Source organism: Pararhodobacter sp. CCB-MM2 (assembly GCF_001691415.1).
Classification (GTDB): domain Bacteria; phylum Pseudomonadota; class Alphaproteobacteria; order Rhodobacterales; family Rhodobacteraceae; genus Pararhodobacter.
In genome coordinates this window covers 28,279-45,233 of record NZ_LRRR01000011.1, presented here as the reverse complement: position 1 = coordinate 45,233, position 16,955 = coordinate 28,279, and the positions used below count along the sequence as shown (strand labels likewise).

Here is a 16,955-nt window from a genome sequence, read left to right as displayed (position 1 = left end):
TCAATCCAGTTCAAATTCGTTGATCAATTCGGAAATTCCGATCGAGGGGACTTCGAGCGCGTCGAGGTCGAGCACATATGCAGCTGAGCGGATGGCAGCTGGAAGCACAGCGCGAGTGAGACGCGGCATGTCACCTTCCGCGCGGAATGCCCTTGCGTCCTTCAATGACAGTGTACGCCCGTAGAGCGCTGCATGCTCGTGGAGGTACCCCATCACCATGAGCAGCGCTTCGAACCCGCGTTGCACTCCGGCCAGTCCGAACCTCTTTCGGAGTTCACTCACAAGGCCGACAAGCGAAATCCCGTCGGTACTCTCCTCGAAGCGAAAGGCGCACAGAAAGTTGGGCGCCCTGTCACAATCCAGCTGCTCGATGCTGTTGATCCGCGCAAGGAAGCTGCCGGTCCGGACCGTGCTCTTCACCTCTATCGCGCCACCCCGAACGTGGAAGTCCTGCGCCGCCCGCAACGGCCCTTGCCAGCAGTCTAGAGCACCGGCACCGAGGGAAGTGTCCGTGAGCAGCCTGAGCAGCCACAGCTCACCGAGCAGGCCGATCTGCGCGTCGGACGAGAGTGGGCGGTGCGATCGAGCCATGAACGCCTGCCACTCCATGACACGCTCGATGAAAGCGTCCATCACGTCGCGGTTTGCGGCGTCGGCTGCGGTTTCCAGCGTCCTCAAGACATCGACGGCCATGATGGCGAAAATATCCGGCGACCCCTCAGGCCGCCTCACAAGGGCGATGGCGGTCTTCCCGGCAAAGACGGTCTGACCTTCGATGCAAGAAACGTCGAAGCCTTTACCTTCGGGCAGCCTTGCCGGATTGACTGGCCATGATCCAGGAAAGGCGACGATCAGCGCTTCGCGCCCGAGGGGAAAGTGACAACCCGCCTCGACCGAGACAGTGCCTATTTCGGTGAGATGGACAAAGCGCCAGTCTTCATCGGCTTCCCGGCGCGTGAGTGCTCTCCACGCTCGAGCGAGCCCGTCTTCAGTCCACCCACTCATTGAGGCCTCCCCACAGTACGCTGTTGGCGATGTACTTCGAATTGGAGACCCTTCTCTCAGAGTTGCTTGACGGAAAACTGATTGCCCAAGCGACGACGGGATCGGCATCCTTTAGCTCTTCGACCTCGGCACCCTCGGGATCTAGCAGATAGAGCATCAGGAGACCGCGCTCCCGGCGCGCCCGGACGCCTGCTTCGGTGTCTCCTTCCCCGAGAATATGACGGATCTGCGGACCTCTCGGCTCTGACGGAGGCTCCTTGCCCTCATTGCGATCGGTATCGTTGCGCCACGTCTTCTGGCTAAGGCCGAGCGCAGCCTTCCATTCTGCTTCCGTCAGATCGATGGCCTGATCGCGAGGCGAGATCAGGGTCTTGATAGAATATCGATCCGCATGTTCGGTTGTTCTCCTCCGCTTCAGCATGTTGACCGAAGAGCCGCCGACCTTCCGGTACTTGTCGTCCGGGCTCGTGTCCTTTCCGATCAGGGCAACTGTCCAGTTCGTGAGCTCGCTATCCTTGTTCATCTCCTCGATAAAGTCCGCAATCAGCGGACTCATGATCCGGAAACTGGCAGGGTGGGTTCTGTAGTCCCGCAGGAACGAGATGACACTCAGAGCTGGTACGTCTCGCCACAGTTGACCGTTCCACTTCTGACCTTGTGGAACGAAATGCTGATGATTCAGATCCGTCGATGGACCGAGTGCGTTGATGAACCGATCCGTGGCCTTGAAGTTCGCCGTGATGTCGTCCTTGCGGTTGGGGAACACGATAGTCTGCAGAAGGTCGCCCGAATAAGTCAGCTGCATCGCTCGAGCGTTTCTCATCTTGGCCCGAGAGGTCACCGTCAGCACCGAATGCGATTTCACCCGCAGACCGAACTGTTTTGGTGTGGCGCCGGCCGCGACCATGTTGTCGAACTCCTGACGCAACTCTTCGGCGGCATCGGCGATATGGCCGAACCACTCCACCATTTCCTGCGACGTGTAGAGGCGGCAGACATCGAGGTAGCCGTCGCGGTAGCCGAACCAGCGCCCCATCTGCATGAGTGTGTCATACATTCGCGCGGTCCGAAGGAAGTAGCTCGTACAGAGACCTTCGAGCGTCAGACCACGCGCCAGCTTGTCGCCGCCGATGGCAATCACCTTGAGGCCGGTGGCATCATTCTCGACATAGTCGAGTGCATCCTTGGCCGTGCCGTTGATCTCGCGCACGCGAATGTCGGACAGGATGTCGGGGATGACGGTACGAATATCCTCCCAAGAAAAATCCTCCAACGTTTCACCTTCAACGAGTGCAGAGCGGATTCCCTGCATGCCTAGTCGGAAGGTATTTCCATATTCCTTGCGCATGGACGCCTCGAGGGCCGCAAGCTCGATGCCGCGGGTGTAGCGGCCCTTCAGATCCCGCACGTACTCTGCGACCTGGTTGACGACAGCGGTCTGTACCGAGGTGAAGCGGGTCACGTGGACGAGCATCGATGAGTGTTTGCTTCCCTGTCCGCGCAGCTTCCTCACGGCACAGGCATATAGGAAGGAGCGGATTGCCTCTGCGAGCGAATCCGGCACACGGTCTTCACCTTTCCAACGCGGCTGGTGTCCGTTTCTGTGTGGCTTGATTTCCGGAGATGTCGTGGTCTTGCTAGGCATCCACGACTGGAATTCTTCTTCCATCAAAGGGCGTACGAGCGGCAGCTCTTCGGGCGTGCTTGAAGCCGATCCGAAGACGCGTCCGGGTCCGACATAGTTCGATGGGGCTGCGAGGTTGGTGATGAAGGCTGCCGGGAAAAGGTCCGGTCCGTGCTTCACGGTTTCCCCGCGGTCATGAATGAAGATGTTCGCGAAAGGCGTCGCCGTATAGCCGACATAGGCCTTCCGCGAGAAATGGTGGAGGATCGACCGGATCAACCTGTTGATGGTTTTGGGCTCATGCTCGAGATCCGGGGCGCCAGACTCATCGACGACATCCTCACCGGTGTCGACCGATCCGTGATCCGACTCGTCGTCGATAACGAGCAGCGGTAGATTGGTAACTATTTTGCGTCCGGTTTCGGGGTCGACATGATTGGCGACGCGGTTGCGTATCCAGTGCAGAAGGCGCTCGAGGACGGTTTTGTTCTTTTTTACCACAAACAACCAGGGACGCTGTTCCGGACTGATGTTCATCTTGGCCGCAACCGCAGTGTTGAAGTCGCCCTTGTCGCTTCGATTTGTTGCAGCGTTGGGACGTACCGACACATCCTTGTCGATCAGCCCCACCCCTACAGCAGGAAGCTCGTCGGCATCAGCGATGGTGGCAAATCCGAGGAATCCCTCGTCGAGACGGATTTGGGTCTGGGCTCTCAAGTTGTTGTGCAGGCCGGCCAGCACGATGATGATCTTGTAACCGGCGTCGGCTGCCTTACAGATCAATCCGGTATAGTTGCCCGTCTTGCCTGATTGAACGTGGCCCACGACCAGTCCGCGACGATCCCATGCGCCTTCCCGGGTCGGGTCTTCGAGCTGGGAAAGGACTTCGTCAGTAGCGACATCGAGGGCATCGAGGGCCGTCCACGGGATACGCGATTCCATGTATTCCGAATAGCGCTGCCAATAGGTCCAGCCCTTCTTCCTTTCTGCATCAAGCCAGGCGACATGGTCCTCACCGCTCGACAGGGTGGCGTTCTTGCCCACTGTACGGCTTGAACGACGGATCAGTTCATCGACGAGCGAGTCCCGATCAACAAGAGCGAAATCGTCCTCCATCATGATCGAGAGCTTGGTCAGCTCCTTCTCGATCATTTCCGGCGTGACAGGACTCTGAGCGCGTTCCGCGGCGAGGCGGAGCATGTTCTGAGCCATTGAAAGGATTGAATCGAAGGCCTTCTGGTTTGAAATTGTCATTGGGTGTCTTTCACTTCGAGGGCTGCAACCAGATCGAGGTGCCGGTCGAATGGGGGCGTGCGACCGAGCCGCTCACGCGCCTCGGTCGGGCTTAGGCCGCGGAACTTCACCAGTGCTTCAAACATCGAAGAAAGTGTCTCCATCACTTCATTGGCGGCCGCGCCGGCGAAACCAGTTCTCGGCGTCTCCTTGTCTTCTGCCGTGTCCAGCCAGATGCGCTGCACGGGAACTGTCTCCTCGATCAGTCTCAGAAGAGCGAGAATGTCGGACTTGAGTGGGCCGGCGCGATCGAGGATCGAGGCAACAAGATCATGGTCACGAGCGATCCGGTAGGACGTTCCTTGTGCCGCCCGCCGCGCCTGCCATGCTTCGTCGACTCCGTTCGAGCGCGTGCCTGAGGCCGGGGTCACGTGTCCCGGGGGGGCGAAGACCCGCCGCGCCGTGTCGCGTGTTTCTGTTGCGAGACGATGAAGCTGGGATCGCAGGCGCACCGGCGGGCTGGCCGTCGATTTCAGAACATTGATCTTCCAATCGGCATCCGCGCTGTTCGGGATGTCGACCCGGATACGAGCGAGCCTGTGAGCTTCATCGCGCGGCCATGGCTTGCCGCCATCGCCGAGGCCAAGCCAACCCCCAGCGAGAAGGAGACGCCTGTTGCGGTACACATAGAAACCTTCCTGCTGCGTCCATCCTCCGGGCCCCGCCGCCTCTTCTGGTTCGGCAGTGCCGAGCATGTCGCGATGCGGAAGGACGTGGCATTGCGCGGTGACGCCGGTGGTGTGGAGTATCCTATACTCGGGGCTTTCGAGAGCCTTGCCGGGATGACCGATGAGGTATGGGTCCCAAGGCTTCAACGCTCGGCCATTGAGAGCGAGGCGCAGCGTGGGCAGTTGGCCTTCGATGAGGCGATGGAATGTCATCGCAAGATGCGCCTCCACGCGATCCGCGAGCTCGATCATGTCGGTGGCCGCGAAGCCATCGGTCACGATACGGTCCAGTTTTTCCCAGAGGACGACAGTTCCGTGGGCCATCTGGTCGAGCGGCGCGAGCAGATGCTCTGATCCCGGCGCCGGCCCCTCGAACAGCGGCCACTCGGCGCCTGGTTCCTGACCAATAAGATCGAGGTCCCAGCGCAAGCAAACGACCGGTCCACCTTCCTTCCGACTGGCAACGGTCAGGCGTCGAGCTTGAGAGAAGCTGGCCGTCTTCAGGCCCAGGCCGAAGCGCCCAAGGTCAGTTGCGGCGCGTTCGGCCCTGGGATCGCGAGCACCAAGGCGCATGCCGGCCTCCAGAGCCGCGTCGTCCATGCCGTCGCCGTCATCGACGATTCTCACCCAGCTCTCCGGGCCGGCCCACTCAAGATGAACTGCAACGTCGCGTGCATTTGCGGCGATGGAATTGTCGACCAGATCGGCTAGTGCGGTGGGAGGCGCGTAGCCGAGCCCGCGCAACGATTCGAGCATCGAACCGGCATGTGGAGGTGCATTTCGTACAGTCATTGGCTTTGCTCCCTGTCGGAGTCTGCTAGACCGAGGCGGCTCAGCTTTCCAATCACTGCATTTCGGCTGGTTCCCCCCAGTTCCTGCGCAATCTCACTTGCGCTCAAACCGGCTGCCCAGAGTTCTCTGAGACGACCTACCCGACTTTCAGACCAAGACGCCGGTGATTGCCTCTTTTCCTTCGGTTCCGCTGGGCTGTGCTGCTCTTGCGCAGTCGAAGAGTAAGACTTCGACCCGCGGCTGCTGTCGTAGCCCAGCAACTCTTGGAGCCGACGCTTGCGGCCCGGGTGGGCAAGTCGATCGAGGCCCTTCGCTTCGATCTGACGAATGCGCTCGCGCGTCACGCCGTAGATCTGACCGATTTCCTCGAGTGTCATGTCGGTCTCGCGTCCTATCCCGAAGCGCATCCGGATCACATCAGCCTGACGTTCCGGCAAGTCAGCTAGTGCTTCTGTCACAATCCTTTCGGTTTCCGCCTCGTCGAAGACATCCACTTCTGAAGGCTCGGGCAGCAGGTTGTCCCATTCGTCAAGGCTTACGGGATATTCGGCTTCACGCGGGATGTCGCGGAACTGCCTGACCTCGTCGATTGTCCATTCGAGCTCTTCGGCGAGTTCGAGGTCGGAGATGGCGCCGCTGACCCGAACGTCCAGCTTCTCCAAAGCGCGATCGAGCTTGGTGATCTTCTCGTTCCGATGCACGGGGATGCGGATCGCCGTGCCTTCATCTGCGCGCCATCGCATGACGGCCTGTCGCATCCAGTAAGTGGCGTAGATGAGGAAGCGATAGCCACGTTCGGGATCAAATCGCCTAGTGGAACGCTGCAGACCCATGAAGGCGACTTGGAAGACGTCCTCTGGGTCCTCGCCTTCATCTACGTTCCGCGAGGCAAAACGCCGGACGTATGGCAGATGCTCGCGGATCAGGTGTTCGGTAGCAGATTCGGAGATCAGTATTTCGGCTTCCAACTGACTGGCCCAGGCTTGGCACGCCGGGAACTGTTCCATTCGGCGGACCAACTCCTTCTGGAATGCCAGAGATAGATCCAACGCCTCGAGCGCAGCGAGTGCCTCTCTTCTTCGTTTGCCGTCCATCACTCGGCCGGTGGTTTGCCATGACCTCAGGGCTTCCACGGCGGCCATTACCTCTGAAGTCTCGGCATGGTCCGGACGCGAGGGAATGATGGTTCTCAGGGAGACCGAATTGGGGTCGCGCGCCCCGTCGCGAATGCTGTCCATGACGTCGAGAATCGTTTGGACGGCGGTCTCGGAGCCCAAGATACCTAGCTGGAGTTCTTGCTTGGCCCGCATCATTGGCTCAAGCAGTTGCAGCTCTTCTGATTTCTCCATGACGAATCGCTGTGTTCCGGGCAGCCGCGTCCGACGCGTAAGGGCTGCCTTCATCGCGTCAGCAAGGTCATGGGACGATGTGTCCGAAACCGCGTCCCAGAGCTCGGTATCATGCCCCGTCGCCTGAGAGATATCGAAGCCCGCTGCTTCCAAATTGCGCTGGAGATTGGCACGCAGTTCTTCGAGATCACCATTCCCTTCGGAAAGAGCGACCAGACGGTCGATATCGTCGAGGGAGCAGTGACCTTTTGCCAGAATCTCCTCCGCCCATGTGAGGCAGAGATCTGAGTCGATCGACATGCGCGTGCCGCTTTGGACGACCACTCGTTTGACCGATTTTCGGCCGCGGTTCCGGACCTGAAGGAAGTCACTCTCTCCACCCTGATCGGTCTGCGCCGCGGCGCTGGAGCCGATGCCCTCTCCGGCGATCGGTACGGGTGAGAGATCAAGTTCCCAATCAGCGGCCTCATCATCCAAAACTGCCGGCGATGAGTTAAGCACCGCGACGAATGCTCCTGAGGCCGTCTGGTTTTCAGTCTTGTCAAAGAATTTTTCAGGTTCTTCTTCGGCTTCGAAACTCAGTAGATCCTCGAGTTCTGCATGCTGCACCGGACTGCCTGATGTCACGCTATCTCGTGTGAACTCGACGGGATGCGACGGCTCTGCCTTGGACGAAAAATCCGGGAACTCATTCGTGAGTGGGTCTGTTTGTCCTCTGGCACGGTCATGTATGCCAAGTCTGTGGAGTTCAAACAGCACTGCACCGGGTGTCAGAACTCCTCCGAATGACCTTGCGATCTCGCGGGCACTTTTACCGTCCAACCACATCCGTTTTAGAACGTCGATCCTTGCGGCAGTCCAGAATGTTCCGGCGTGCCATTGACGCAGCGTTTTGGCGTCGGCGTTCTGGGGTCGCTGCTCACCGGCTGGAGTGAAAAGCCGGAGCCTGACTTTGCTAGGTTCTTCCGGCGGGTTCGAAGGGGCGTCGGAATCGACAGGTATCTGTTGACCTTCAGGTGAATCCACGTCCGGGCGCGATTCGTTCAGTATTCCGAGCCGAAACAGTTTGCTCAGGACGGCATTGCGACTTACGCCGCCCAACTCACGCGCAATTTGGTTGGCGCTCTGGCCTTCGGTCCAAAGTGCCATGAGGCGCTGGACCCGCTCTTCTGACCAAGACGAGCTCGCGAGCCCGTCGCGTGCCCTCTGAACTGCTTCATCTCGCACCGATCCGTCTGGAGACGGAGATGTCGCCCTAGAATCGCCCTCGAGCAAAGCCGCAGTGATGCCGTCTTTCGGGTTCTCTTGAACACTTTCAAGCTGTTCAGGCGGTAGCGGTTCGCCAATAAGCGAGTATAGAAGCTGTGCGGCGAGACTGTGGCCCTCTGCCAGAGCGATGTCGGCGGGTGTTTGCTGTTCATTATTCAAGGCCCGAGGATCGGAACCAGAACGCACGAACAAGTCACAAAGCACAAGATTGCCAATGCATGCTGCTATGTGGAGCGGTGTGTCCCCCTTTGCGTCCGTGGCATGAACACGATGAGAGGCAGCAAAATGCGCCAAGTCGTCGACCGTTCCCTCCAGAATCATGCGTAGTTCAGACGTTGTCAGCGGTCCTTGGTCTTCACGCGCATCAATCTGAGTATCTTGACCGTTTGGCTTGAAAGGACCTCCCTCATCTGGAGCCGTACGGTCCCGAGCTTCAGTTGCACTGCCTGCGGAACCCGATGACGCGGTAAGTTTCTCTGACTGTCGATCCGGGGTCGGTAGGACTTGGGCGGATTCGGCAGCATGACGTTCTGGTTCAGGCTTCGCTTGAATGCCACGCCCTAAGAGACGCGAGATTCTATCCATGAACTTCATGGACGGCCTCGCTGTTAAGAAGCACGATCTGTTGATCCTGCGGTCTTCTGGCAGACGGGTCCGTATCAAGCCCGAGCCGTCTGAGCGCGTAGAAGAGGAGCGCGCGTTTCACCTTGATCGTCGCCTTGCCGCCACGCATGCCGTAGTCGAGCGCGATGACCTTGGCCTGCGTCTCCGAGAGTTCAGGGTGGGGACCGATTTCCAGAGTGACTTCGGTATTCCAGTCGCTGTCGTCGTCGGCCAGTGTTTCGCTGTCGCGCGCCCCACGGGTCTCGAGGATTCGTGAGAGTAGGAAGTCCTTGAACGCTTCGTCAGTCAGGCAGAACGCTCGGGTGTGCCACCGGAACCCATCAAACGCGATGGCATGAGGTGCGATCCAGCGCCAGCGAGCCTCCGGCCTCGAGAGGGATTGATACTTGACCTCGATCGCCTCGCAGTGGCGGATGGCGCTGACGACTGAACGGAGCGTCAACGGATTGACCCCACGAGCCGGCATCGGGGCCACGGCGTAGGTCGGGAGATTGGCGATCCAGGAATCCTTTCTGTCGAGGATCGAGTCGGCTACCGACTGCAGCTGGGCAAGATAGCGACTCGCGTCGGGTTCGAGGAACTGCGGCTTGAAGCACGGGCCTCGGACATAGGTCCGCGTGCTCTTGTCGTAGACCATGTTGTCAGGAGCGTAGCCGATGTAACGGTTCAAGTCGGTGGATGCCTGGTTCACCGAGACCCCGAACTGCTTCATCAGATCACTGCGGTTCAGATTTCCCTCCCAGAACAGGCGGAACTCTATGAACTCGAGGCGCTGCTCGACGCCCCAGCGAAGCTCCGACCTGTCGTTGTCCATCTGGCTCTCCGAAACCGGGTGGAGCGCACTGTAACTATGCGCGCCCACATACTGGGCCTCAGGGAGGCTAGCCAAAGCCAGAATGCTGCACAACTTAAAAGAATGCGTTGTGGCGCGTTAAGCCGTGTAGGGATACAGGTTTCTCCGCATCGCAAGTCCGACATCGCTCCCTCCTGCATGGCTTTTCATGCGGTCAATTTGACCTCCATACGGTGTGGCAAGGGCCTGTTTGGCTATTGGGCATGTCGATAGACTTGATACATGTTTGCGAAATCAAGGGACGGCGTAGCGGGCGTTTGCGCCCTCTATCGTTCAATGGTTCCGGTTGTCGAAAGCGTCATGCAAATAGGAATCTCGCCCACGCCTCCATCATCTCGCGCCGGCGCGCCAGCATGTCCGCCCGCTGATAAGCCCGCTCGACCTCGGACCCGATCCAGTGTGCCAAGGCCAGTTCAGCCATGTCTCGAGGATAGCCCCGCTCGGCGGCCCACTGCCGGAAGGTGGACCGTAAGCCATGGGGGACGGCGGGACGCTTGCTGACTGGATCCAAGTAACCCGGTTTGCCGACCCTTTCCTGTGTGGCCTGCATGCGACGCATCACGGCCGACAGGCTCATGTCACTCAGTGCGCCCCCTTGCGGTGCGAAGAAGACGAAAGGGCTGCCTTCCAGCCGCGGCAGGTCATTGAGCAGTGCTACCGCTCGAACGGGCAATGGAACACGATGGGGGCGGCCGTTTTTCATCCGCGTGGCAGGGATCGTCCACACTTCGCCCTGATCGGAGTCGGACGCTATCTCGTCCCATGTCATGCCGCGCACCTCGCCGGACCGCGCAGCGGTCAGGGTGAGGAAGCGGAGGGCGCTAGATGCGGTTCCCTTCTTGCTTTCAAGCTCTTTCCACCAGCGCGGTATGTCAGCCACCGCAAGCGCCGGTTGGTTTTCGCTTCGGGCTATTTTGTTGGGCTTTGGCATGAGCTCTGACAGGTTGCCCTTCCAGCGTGCCGGGTTGTCACCGTCGCGATGCCCAGCAACCGTTGCCCAAGAGAGCACATTCTCGATGCGCCCGCGCAGTCGCGATGCGGTTTCTGTCTTTTGTTTCCAGATGGGCTCGAGGACTCTCAGAACATCCTGCACGGAGATCTCGGCTACATCCTTCCGGCCGAGCAAAGGCGCAGCATAGGTGTCCAAGGTTGAACGCCATTGCTTCCGGTGCTTCTCATTCTTGAATTCGTTGAGCTTGGAGGCAAGGTAAATGTCCACGGCCTCAGCAAAGGTCAGGGCCTGACGTGTCTGCCGCTTCACGGCCAGAGGATCCCCCCCTTGCATGACAAGGCCCTTGTTCTCGAGGGCGCGCTGCCGAGCCACGGCGAGGGAAATCGCAGGCGGGCTCCCAAGACCCACTTCAGAGCGTTTCCCCTGAATTGTGATCCTCTGAACCCAGCGGCGCGATCCATTCGTCTCGACACGCAGGAAGAGGCCATTACCATCGAAGTACTTTCCGGGATTGGTGACGGTCTCGACGAAGCGAGCGGTCAGGGCTTTTTGTGGTCGCCGTCCGGGAGGTCTTGCTGCCATTGTTGTCCCCCAATCTGTCCCCCATATAGTGCGAGATCAGGGCGAACTCAAGAGGACTAACCTGGTCGAAAAGCGCATGTAATCTCATGGTTTGCATGAACTAGTATGGATCGGCCAAGACCGTCGGCGCCGTGGGTTTGGCTGCCTTCGTCTCCGCCATCCATCTTTCTCATCCTTCGTCACGCATCGTTGTTTGCGCAACGATTTTTTTGCACGATCGCAGATTTTCGCTCGATGGCGTGCAATTTGCTGCGCAATTGCGGAACATTTCGCATCTTGTCGATTTGCATTTTTTGCAACCTTTTCGCATGCGATTCACAAACGTTCCGGTCATCTCCATGTACGCAAGCGCGTTCCACGTCGGTACGCGGCGATTGAGCCGCGCGAGTATGTTTGGATTTCACTCCACACTGATCCTGACGATGTGGCGAAGCGTAAAGCGCCTGCGATTTGGGACGAAATGCTGGAAGCATGGGAAGCCAAACTGCACGCCGACGAAGGAGATGCGGAGGCAAGGTTCGAGGCGGCGAAGGATTTGGCGGCTATTCGCGGCTATCGATACTTGCCCGCAGCCGATGTCGCCAAGCTTCCTCGGCCCGAACTGTTCGAGCGTCTGTCAAAGGTAAAGCGCAAGGATGGGTCCATTGACAAGATGGAGGCCACGGCACTTGCCGGCGGCGCACCAATGCCACCGATCACACTCTCTCGGGCTCTCGATGTCTATTGGACGCTTGCGCACGAAAAGACGCTGGGCAAGAGCGGGGACCAAGTCCGCAGGTGGCGCAACCCGCGCATCAAGGCCATTCAGAACCTCGTGCAGGTCATAGGCAACAAGCCGATCTCGGAGATCAGTGCTGATGATATGCTCGACTTCTGAGCTACGCCCCGAAATTCGGACACTGACATAAGCTACGATTTGCAGTCTGCTGATCTTCGACGAGAAGGAGATCAGAGATGTCGAAACGCAAGCAGCACGCGCCTGAGTTCAAGGCGAAGGTCGCTCTGGAAGCCCTGAAGGGTGAAGAGACGGCGGCCGAGCTGGCAAGGCGGTTCGGAGTGCATCCGACAATGATCCATCAATGGAAGCGAGCCCTGCTCGAAGGCGCGTCCGGCGTGTTCGAGCGCGGGGGCCGCAAGAAGCCCGAGATTGACGAGGAGCAGGTGAAGGAACTCCACGCCAAGATCGGGGAGCTGGCGGTGGCCAACTCTTTTTTGGAACGAAAGCTGAAGCCCTGGGGCGGGAAGTGAGGCGCGGCATGATCGAGCCTGACCACCCGGACTTGTCGATCGGCCAGCAGTGCAAGCTGCTGTCGATCGCGCGTTCGTCTTTCGACTACGAGCCCAAGGGCGAGTCGGAGCAGAACCTCGGCCTGATGCGGCAGATTGATGAGCAGTTCTTGGAGACGCCGTTCTTCGGCGTCCGGCAAATGACCTGGCACCTGCGCAATGACGGGCATCTCGTAAACGAGAAGCGGATACGCCGGCTGATGCGCCTGATGGGGCTCATGCCGATTTATCAGAAACCCAATACCAGCAGGCCGGCGAAGGGGCACAAGACCTATCCCTATCTGCTGAGAAGCCTGCGCGTGGATCGCCCGAACCAGGTCTGGTGCTCGGACATCACTTATCTGCCGATGCGCCGCGGGTTCCTATACCTCGTGGCGATCATGGACTGGCACACCCGCAAGGTTCTGTCCTGGCGGATCTCGAACACGTTGGAAACCCAGTTCTGCCCCTCTCGGCAGATTTGCATGGCAAATCGCCTGCCGGGCAATGGTACGACGCGTTGAACGAGGCCATCCACAAGTTCGGCCCGCCCGAGATCATGAACACCGATCAAGGAAGCCAGTTCACATCCTTCGCCTGGACGGATCGGCTGCGTCGATCTGGCGTGCGGATCTCGATGGATGGGAAAGGTCGGTTCCTCGACAATATCTTCATCGAGAGGCTATGGCGCACCCTGAAATACGAGTGTGTCTACCTGCATGCTTGGGAGACCGGTTCGGAGACAAAGACGGCCATCCGGAAATGGATGACCTTCTACAACCACCAGCGCCCGCATTCTGCTTTGGGTGGCCAACCTCCGGCGCTGGTCTATTGGCAGAGAAATGATATCAACCAACCCGATCAGCAGGTGCAACGAGTAGCTTAATTTACGCCAGATCCTGTCCAAGAGATGGGGAGTAGCTCACTCGCCAGCCATGTCGCTCGGAATACCGGCGCGTTTTCCGCTGTCCACCTCTGCCTTTTTGACCTAGGAGTTCAGCGTATTCGCCGAACATCCGATCTTTGCAGAAATCGACGTGAAGGCCTGCCAGCGAGAGCCATGCTGGCCCTCGTGATCAAGGACCATACGCACCGCACGCTCGCGCATTTCAGGGGAAAACTTATTCGTCGTCTTGCTCATGATGCTCCATCCCACTCCAGAGTTGGAGCCTCCGGCAAACCCGGCGCGGTTCAGACCCACAACGCCACAGGATCGCAGTAACTATTGGAGAAAGGGGGAGCAGTTTGCGCGGGCGATGGGGGCGTGACGTGTCTCCGCGCTCTATGGCAGGTGCCTGAGCCTGTTCCTCTTTGCTCTCGCTGTCACCGAGCCCTTCCGGTTGTGATAATCAACAAGTCCGGAACTTAGAGATTCTCGGGCGTGACGATTTCGAAGGCGACCGTGCGCTGCAGGGTGGCTTCGCGGTCGCCCTGGGTGATGACATCGACCATCGTCTGCACGAGTAGTTGCGAGGTCGCCTCGAGCGGATGGCACAGCGCCGCGGTGATCAGGCCCTCGGAAAGGCCCGTTCGCGTCTCCGGCCCGATGTCGCGGCAAATCAGGCGGATGGTCCGCCGGCGCTCCTCGGGGATCTCGCGCAGGGCCCTCAGGACCCCGGCCACGCCGCCGCCGACGATCAGGATGCCGGCAAGTTCGTCCTCGGATTGCAGGATCTCGCGGACCATGCGGTAGGCCTCGTCCGATTCCTCATTGGTCGGGCGGCTGTCATCGACCGTCAGGCGCGGGGCGTGTTCGCGCAGATACGAGCGCAGGCTGGCATCGGCCACGTCCTGGCATTGATAGCGATGGTTGCCGAGGAAGACCGCGACGCGGCCGGGCCCCGACGTCGTCTGCGCAATGAACCAGCCCGCGGTCCGGCCCAGCTTCCAATTGTCGGCGCCGACATAGGCCGCGCGCTCGGGCGCGGATTGGTCGGTGATATAGGTCACGACCGGCGTGCCGCGCTCTCTCAGCGCGCGAATCGCCTGGCCGATCAGCGGGTGATCGGCGGCGATCACCGCGGCCGCGTCGCATTCCTTCCCTAAGGCGAGGAGCCTCGCGGCGATGTTCTCGGGGGTCAGCAGGTCGACGAAATCGATCAGCGGCTCGATGACATCCTGATGCCGGCGGCGGCAGGCCGAGACGATTTCGCGCCCGAAGAGCTGGTAGAGCTCGCGCTTCGACTGTTGCAGCAGGAAGCCCAATTTGTAGGTGGGCACGGTTTTGCGCAACCGGTCCTCGATCGCACCGATGCCATAAAAACCAATCTGTTCCGCCGCACTCTGGACCCGCTGCATGGTCGTGCCGCGTACCGGCGCGGTGCCGCTGAGAATGCGGTTGATCGTCGAGACGGATACACCCGACGCTTCGGCCAGATCAGAGATTGTCGGTCGTTTCATGGCTCCCTCCCTTATGCCGATCTGTATCATTTTGAATGACACTTGATGATACAATCGACACAAAAGATACTATTTGAGCGTATCGCGATGATCAAGCTTTGGGTAACTGTCTGCCTGTCGATACGCTCTGCCGAGGGGGCGGGGCACCGGGAGGAGGAACCCATGCAACTGAAGAACTGGCTCAAGGGTGGCGTGGCCACCGTGGCTCTGACGCTTGCCGCTGGCACAGCGATGGCCGATGGCGCGAATATCTTTGTTATCGGCGGCAAGCCCGACGATCCCTTCTGGTCGATCGTCATGCGCGGCGCGATGGATGCCGGCATCGTGGTCGAGGCCCAGGGTGGCTCGGTCACCTGGCTTGGCCCGCAGAACTACGACAATCTCGGTGTCGATGCCGCCGAACTGATCCGTCAGGCGATCGACCAGGGCGCTGACGCCATCGTCGGCCCGGATTGGGTGCCGGAAGCCATGGACCCGGCCTTCGAGGCCGTCGTTGCCGCCGGTATCCCGCTGGTGATCTACAATGCTGGCGGTCTGGCCGCGGCAGACCGTCTGGGCGCGATGAACTATGTGGGCTCGGATGATTACCGCGCTGGTGAATCGGCCGGTGCCTATATGGCCGAGAACGGCAACACCAACGGTGTCTGCCTGAACACGCTGCCTGGCGCGGCCAATGTGGAAGCCTTCTGCTCGGGCTTCGTCGACGGCATCACCGCCGCGGGCGGCACCGGCGACGTGCTGCCGCTGCCGGCGACCTCGTTCGGGTCGGCCACCGCCGTGGCGCAGGCTGTGCGCGCGCATCTGCTGCAGCACCCCGAAGTCAACGCGATCTTCGCGGTCGGCAATGTGGACTCGAACTCGGCCGTCAGCGGCATCGCGCAGGCCGGTCGCGCCGGTCAGGTGCAGGTCTGCGGGATCAACTTCGACGAGTCGATCCTGAACAACATCGCCAATGGCACGCAGCTTTGCGCCATCGACCAGCAGGGGTATCATCAGGGCTTCATGGCCGTGTCGATCCTCAATGGCTACGTCAATTACGGCCTGTCGATCCCGACGCGCGAGATCCTGACGGGTCCGGGCATCATCGACAGCTCGAACGTCGAAGCCACGATCGCGGGCGTCGCCGCCGGCACCCGCTGATCCCGAAACGGTGATCCGGGCCCGCCCCGCTCCCGGGCGGGCCCAAGATCCGCGCGCCGGAGAACCCGGCTCGCGACGCTGGCAAGGACTGGACGATGAGCAACGAGACCCTTCCCACCCGGACTGCACGTCCCGGGGCCGGGGCGGCGCTGATGCGCCTGACCCGCCGACCCGAGACCGGGGCCGTCATCGGCCTGATCGCGGTCTATACCTTCTTCGCTCTGCTCGGCGGACCGGTCTTCACCGGCCCTGCGGGCTTCGCCAGCTGGCTGAACATCGCCGCCGAGATCGGCATCGTCGCGCTGCCGGTGGGCCTGCTGATGATCTCGGGCGAGCTCGATATCTCGGTGGGGGCAACGATCCCCGCTGCCTCGCTGACCACGGCGATCCTGGCCGGGCATTATGACCTGCCGGATTACGTGGGCGTGCTCGGCGGGCTGGGCGTCGGGCTGATGATCGGCTTCGTCAACGGCATGCTCCTGATCCGCACGGGCCTGCCCTCGCTCATCATCACCATCGGCACGATGTTCGGAGTGATGGGGCTGACGCTGGGTCTGACGGTAATGATCGCGGGTTCGACCGGCGTGTTCCTGATGTCCGACGTGGCCACCCGCTTCGTGCTGGGCCAGTTCATCGGCGGCATGTTTCAGGTGACGATCTTCTGGTGGCTGGCCTTCGTCGCGGCTTTCGGCTTCCTGCTGCATGTCTCGCCGGTCGGGAACTGGATCTTCGCTTTGGGCGGCGACCGTGTCTCGGCCCGCAATGCCGGCATCCCGACCGACAAGCTGACCGTCGCGCTTTACATGATGTCGGGCTTCTGCGCGGCCTTTGTCGGGGTGAGCCAGGTCGTGGTTTACAACAGCGCGCAGGTGCTGGCGGGGCAGAGCTTCATCTTCAACTCGATCATGTGCGTGGTCATCGGCGGCGTGCTGCTGACGGGCGGCTTCGGCTCGATCGTGGGCATCGTCATCGGCACCATGACCTTCTCCATCGTGAACCAGGGCGTGTTCTTCACCGGCATCGACCCCAATGTCGGCTCGGTGATCATCGGCGCGCTGCTTCTGGTCGCGGTCATGACCAATGACGGTTTCCGGGCGCTTGCCCTCAACCTGACCTCGAAGAAGAAGTGAGGGCCGGA

The 16,955-nt window shown here is 60.3% G+C and carries 10 protein-coding genes and 2 pseudogenes; 4 read left to right on the top strand and 8 right to left on the bottom strand.

What is annotated here, in order from left to right; translation table 11 throughout:
* From BCY78_RS12645 to BCY78_RS12620, 6 genes are all read right to left on the bottom strand, one after another.
* A complete protein-coding gene (locus BCY78_RS12645; RefSeq protein ID WP_068302315.1) occupies positions 1–1,005 on the bottom strand; it encodes a PD-(D/E)XK motif protein in 1,005 nt (334 codons plus the stop codon).
* Positions 989–3,829, bottom strand: a complete 2,841-nt coding sequence (locus BCY78_RS12640) for a Z1 domain-containing protein (RefSeq protein WP_233499400.1) — start codon at positions 3,827–3,829, stop codon at positions 989–991. Before BCY78_RS12640 ends, BCY78_RS12645 begins: the two co-directional genes overlap by 17 nt.
* A gap of 50 nt (positions 3,830–3,879) precedes the next feature.
* Complete coding sequence (locus BCY78_RS12635; RefSeq protein ID WP_233499399.1) at positions 3,880–5,346, bottom strand: ATP-binding protein; 1,467 nt, start codon at positions 5,344–5,346, stop codon at positions 3,880–3,882.
* A 32-nt stretch (positions 5,347–5,378) separates the two neighbouring features.
* Positions 5,379–8,321 (bottom strand): sigma-70 family RNA polymerase sigma factor, encoded by a 2,943-nt coding sequence (locus BCY78_RS25260; protein WP_233499398.1) that lies wholly within the window; start codon positions 8,319–8,321, stop codon positions 5,379–5,381.
* Between the two features lie 256 nt (positions 8,322–8,577).
* On the bottom strand, positions 8,578–9,438 hold the full coding sequence (locus BCY78_RS12625) for a WYL domain-containing protein (RefSeq protein WP_068302306.1): 861 nt from the start codon (positions 9,436–9,438) through the stop codon (positions 8,578–8,580).
* A gap of 337 nt (positions 9,439–9,775) precedes the next feature.
* Positions 9,776–11,011, bottom strand: a complete 1,236-nt coding sequence (locus BCY78_RS12620) for a site-specific integrase (protein WP_068302303.1) — start codon at positions 11,009–11,011, stop codon at positions 9,776–9,778.
* A 193-nt stretch (positions 11,012–11,204) separates the two neighbouring features.
* Between BCY78_RS12620 and BCY78_RS25980 the strand changes: the two genes are divergently transcribed.
* Together BCY78_RS25980 and BCY78_RS25240 are read left to right on the top strand one after the other, a co-directional pair.
* Positions 11,205–11,888 (top strand): DUF6538 domain-containing protein, encoded by a 684-nt coding sequence (locus tag BCY78_RS25980; protein WP_139103161.1) that lies wholly within the window; start codon positions 11,205–11,207, stop codon positions 11,886–11,888.
* 77 nt (positions 11,889–11,965) lie between these two features.
* Positions 11,966–13,163: pseudogene (locus tag BCY78_RS25240) on the top strand (IS3 family transposase).
* A gap of 105 nt (positions 13,164–13,268) precedes the next feature.
* Here the strand turns inward: BCY78_RS25240 and BCY78_RS24645 are convergent.
* Together BCY78_RS24645 and BCY78_RS12600 are read right to left on the bottom strand one after the other, a co-directional pair.
* A pseudogene (locus BCY78_RS24645) lies at positions 13,269–13,418 on the bottom strand (IS3 family transposase); the annotation flags it as partial.
* Between the two features lie 224 nt (positions 13,419–13,642).
* Positions 13,643–14,677 carry a substrate-binding domain-containing protein gene (locus BCY78_RS12600; RefSeq protein WP_068302295.1) on the bottom strand — a complete coding sequence of 345 codons (1,035 nt, stop codon included), beginning with the start codon at positions 14,675–14,677 and terminating at the stop codon, positions 13,643–13,645.
* A gap of 162 nt (positions 14,678–14,839) precedes the next feature.
* Between BCY78_RS12600 and BCY78_RS12595 the strand changes: the two genes are divergently transcribed.
* Together BCY78_RS12595 and BCY78_RS12590 are read left to right on the top strand one after the other, a co-directional pair.
* Positions 14,840–15,817 (top strand): sugar ABC transporter substrate-binding protein, encoded by a 978-nt coding sequence (locus tag BCY78_RS12595; protein WP_068302292.1) that lies wholly within the window; start codon positions 14,840–14,842, stop codon positions 15,815–15,817.
* A gap of 95 nt (positions 15,818–15,912) precedes the next feature.
* Positions 15,913–16,947, top strand: a complete 1,035-nt coding sequence (locus BCY78_RS12590; RefSeq protein ID WP_083195003.1) for an ABC transporter permease — start codon at positions 15,913–15,915, stop codon at positions 16,945–16,947.
* The last annotated feature ends 8 nt before the right edge of the window (positions 16,948–16,955 follow it).